Genomic DNA, 4,212 nt, shown 5'->3' with positions numbered 1-4,212 from the left:
GAGGAATATACATATGAGTTATCCACAGAATTGGGATTTAGAATCGTTTTTTAAAGGTGGGAGTACATCTGAGGAGCTTCATTCATTTGTTCAGAATACAGATCAAATCTTAAAAGAGCTTACTCAAAGATTAAATCAGTCTCTATCATTAAGAGAACTTGAAACAGTTATTCATAATCTTCAAGAGGTGATGCAGCATACGAGAGAATCGGGAGCATTTATTAGTTGTTTAACTGCTCAAAATGTAAAAGATGAACAGGCTACATTATGGCAGGGGAAGGTACAAGAACAATTTACAGCTGTCCAAAATCTTGTGGTAGGTCTTGAAGAAAAACTTGTGGCYCTCACTCCTGATGAATGGAGCACGTTAATTGAAACCGAATCATTAAAAGAGGTTCGCTTTAATTTAAAAGAAAGAAAGGATGCAGCAGATGACAAATTAAATCCCGCTGAAGAAAAGCTTGCTGCTGCACTAGCAATTGATGGTTATCATGCATGGGGGGCAGTGTATAACCAGGCAGTAGGTCGTATGCAAATCCCTTTTGAGGAGAATGGAGAAACAAAGCTTCTTTCAGCAGGACAGCTTCAAAATCGTCTCAATAGCTCTAATCGAGAGACTCGGGAACAAGCATCTGTTGTATCTGAAGAAGCATGGCAAAAGGAAGCACCGTTATTTACATCGACGCTCAATCATTTAGCTGGTTACCGATTAAAGCTGTACGAAGCACGTGGATGGGATGATGTGTTAAAAGAGCCACTTGCTATAAACCGAATGAGTGAGAAAACACTTTCAGCAATGTGGGAGGCTATTACAGAGAATAAACCTCGCTTTTATGAATTTATGGACCGCAAGGCACAATTACTAGGTGTGAAAAAACTTGCGCTTCACGATGTTCATGCTCCTCTTCCAACAGGGGAAGATGCTACGATTTCATATGATGCAGCTTGTGATTTAATCATTAAGCATTTTAATGAATTTAGTCCAAAGCTTGCTAGATTCACAGAAGGGGCTCTTCGTGATGGCTGGGTAGAGGCTGAGGATCGTGCTGGTAAACGTCCTGGTGGTTTCTGCACCTCGTTTGGATTATCAAAGCAATCACGCATTTTCATGACGTATGATGGGACAATGGCCAATGTTGCTACCCTGGCGCATGAATTAGGTCATGCTTACCATAGTCACTGCTTAAAAGAAAAACAACCTTTTGCCCAACGTTATGCGATGAATGTTGCAGAAACAGCCTCAACTTTTGCAGAAACGATTGTAGCGGATGCACTGGTAAGTGAGGCCGAAGATGCAGAGGTGAAACTTGCTTTACTTGAAAATAAAGTGAACCGAGCACTTGCTTTCTTTATGAACATTCATGCTCGATTTCTCTTTGAAACTCGCTTTTACGAGGCTCGTAAAGAAAAGCTCGTTTCAACAGGTGAGTTAAATCAACTAATGGAAGAAGCACAGCGCGAGGCGTATGGAAATCAACTAGAAACCTATTCACCAACTTTCTGGGCTTCAAAACTTCATTTTCATATTACTGGTGTCCCTTTCTATARTTTCCCTTATACGTTTGGTTACCTATTTAGTATGGGAATTTATAAGCGTGCTCTTGAAGTGGGTCGTTCATTTGAAGATGATTATATCTCTCTGCTCGAAGACACAGCGAGTATGAGTGTTGAAGAATTAGCTGAAAAACACTTACAWGTAGATTTATCAACTAAGACATTCTGGCAAGAAGCAATTAATGTTGTCTTAGCCGATGTGGATGAATTTATGAAGTTAACAGATAACTAGTATAAATGACCAAGAAGTAAAGTGTTTCTTCTTGGTTTTTTCTATTTAATAGGTCTTTATTGCCGGTATAAAAGGTAATGTTTTGTGTCTTTTTTTAGAGATATTATGGTGAGATATATTTGCAATCGATGGAATTCGTCAAAAATTGCAAATATATAAGGCGGGTGAAGTAGATGGGGAGAGGTTCAGTAGGTCAAAAGTTGATAGCTAGTTGTATTTTAGATGTCATTCGTAGCATTGCTGATCAAACAAATTTTCTTGCCTTAAATGCAGCGATAGAAGCAGCAAGAGCAGGTGAGCATGGGAGAGGATTTGCTGTCGTAGCAGATGAGGTGAAAAAATTAGCTGAACAGTCTTCAAATAGCACGCTGCAAATCAATGATTTAATTTCAGCCATGCAAAAAGAAACGAAGCTTTCAGTATCCATGATGGACCTTGTAAAGGAAGAAGTGCGTGTTGGACTTGAAACAGCAAATAAAACGGATGAAAAGTTTACGGCGATTAGTGAAGCAATTGAGTCGATGAATGAGCAAATAGAACAGGTGAATTGAACAGCTCAAGCAATGGCTGAGAAGTCATCTGTCGTTTCTGACTCGGTCAATAACATGACGAGCATTGCCAAAGAATCAGCTGAACACACTTCCACCGTCAGTGCCTCGGCAGAAGAGAAATTAGCGTCAATGGAAGAGGTAACCTCATCGGCCCATGCATTAACTACAATGGCTGAAGAACTACAACAACTTGTTAAGACATTTAAAATAGATCATTAAAAAAGAAGGATCATTTGATCCTTCTTTTTTATCTGTTAATGAGATTCTTCTTGCTTTAAATAACGTTTATCTTTCATAAATAATCTCCAAAAGAAAATAAAAATTGGAACTAGAACCGCCATACCAACTCCATATCCGATTAGCAACAACTGAAACATGGTATCGTTTGTAAAGGCATCATAAATGGTTACGTCTGGATATAAGAAATAAGGCATATGGGCAGAACCATAGGCAAAGCTGGCTAAACCAAATTGGAGAGCAATCAATAGAACAGCTACTCGTGGTTGCCCGATACTTACTTTTTTAGAAGGCCACCATAAGGCACTATAGCCAATGGTAAAGGCAAGTAGAGATAAAGTGAACCAAAGCCATTCATTTGCCATGTTTTCAAACATCCAAAAAGCTTCAGGGATCAAGGTGAAAATAGCAGCAACGGCGAACGCTAACGTTATCGGTCCTAGAACAATCGCATTTTTACGGTAGACATGATAGGTTTCTTCAGAATTGGCCTCTCGCRCATAATCACTTAAAAGGAGAGAAGATAAGAAAAGCTCTGTACTTATTCCGAAGCCGATATGGGTGTAGAATGTTGGACTTGTGAAAAGGTGATTCACTAATATATATTGCCGGTCGCCAACCGTTTCAACAAAACCTCCTATTGCTGCAGGTAAAATGCTGACAAGAAGGGCGGGTATTAAAAGCCCGGTCACTCCAGAAATAATCACAAGCATATTCGTGTATTTTTGAACTGAATAGGAGTACACCATAAATGCACTTCTGATTGTCAATAAAATTAAGACGAGACAAAAGGGGACAATTAAAATTGTTCCTAGAGAGGAAGCCGCACCAGGAAAGAAACCAACAAGCGCGACAACGAGTAACACTAAAAAAACATTAGTCACTTCCCATGAAGGGGATAAGTAACGATTCGCAATGCTGGCTGCTTTTGTGTCCGTTCGTTTTCGATAGAACATTGCCCAAAAGCCTGCTCCAAAATCGATCGAGCCTGCAATGGCGTAGACGAATAAGAAGATCCACAAAATGATAATGGCAATATAGACGTTCTCCATTTTTATGTTTGATCCCCTTTCTTTTTGAAGTGAAAACTACGTAGTTGATAAAGGTTGTTCAAGTTCATGGGTAACCGGATTACGTTTGAAATAGTAATGCATAACAAGTCCCGTTAAGACAAGCAAGCTAATATAAAGAGTTAGAAATAAAAAGAAGAGCATACCGAGGTTTCCGGAGTTTGTAGCCGCTTCTGAAGTACGTTGAATACCAAATATTGTCCACGGTTGCCTACCGGTACAGCTGAAAATCCAGCCTGTCTCAACCCCCATCATAGCAAGGGGTCCACCAAGAACAAGCGCACCTAATAGCCATTTAGGATACGGCTTTTGTTTCTTTCGTCCCAAAAACCATATGACCCAGTAAAGGGCAGCCAATCCAAGAAGCGCTGTACCGATTCCTACCATTAGATTGAATAAGGTGTGGACAAAAAGTGGGGGCCACTCATCCTGAGGGAAATCATTTAACCCTTGAACAACGCCATCTGTTGTCCCGGTTGCTAACCAACTAAGCATTCCAGGTATTTCAATGCCGCCWACTACACGACCGGCATCAKGGTCCGGTGTACCCAAAATGGCAAGGGGAGCA

5 protein-coding genes are annotated in these 4,212 nt (G+C 40.3%); 3 read left to right on the top strand and 2 right to left on the bottom strand.

What is annotated here, in order from left to right; translation table 11 throughout:
- Window positions 1-13: 13 nt before the first annotated feature.
- From AB685_RS27380 to AB685_RS31130, 3 genes are all read left to right on the top strand, one after another.
- Complete coding sequence (locus AB685_RS27380; protein WP_047973759.1) at window positions 14-1,786, top strand: M3 family oligoendopeptidase; 1,773 nt, start codon at window positions 14-16, stop codon at window positions 1,784-1,786.
- 173 nt (window positions 1,787-1,959) lie between these two features.
- Window positions 1,960-2,337 carry a methyl-accepting chemotaxis protein gene (locus tag AB685_RS31135; RefSeq protein WP_053073974.1) on the top strand — a complete coding sequence of 126 codons (378 nt, stop codon included), beginning with the start codon at window positions 1,960-1,962 and terminating at the stop codon, window positions 2,335-2,337.
- Window positions 2,338-2,349: 12 nt separating this feature from the next.
- Window positions 2,350-2,556, top strand: a complete 207-nt coding sequence (locus tag AB685_RS31130; protein ID WP_053073973.1) for a hypothetical protein — start codon at window positions 2,350-2,352, stop codon at window positions 2,554-2,556.
- A 35-nt stretch (window positions 2,557-2,591) separates the two neighbouring features.
- Here the strand turns inward: AB685_RS31130 and AB685_RS27370 are convergent, their stop codons facing one another.
- Window positions 2,592-3,626: a cytochrome d ubiquinol oxidase subunit II gene (locus AB685_RS27370; protein WP_047973758.1), complete on the bottom strand. Its 1,035-nt coding sequence runs from the start codon at window positions 3,624-3,626 to the stop codon at window positions 2,592-2,594.
- Between the two features lie 36 nt (window positions 3,627-3,662).
- Window positions 3,663-4,212, bottom strand: a 550-nt coding sequence (locus tag AB685_RS27365; RefSeq protein ID WP_047973757.1) for a cytochrome ubiquinol oxidase subunit I, incomplete at its 5' end; no start/stop codon positions are given.

This window comes from Bacillus sp. LL01 (assembly GCF_001037965.1).
This window is presented reverse-complemented; position numbering and strand designations above follow the sequence as displayed.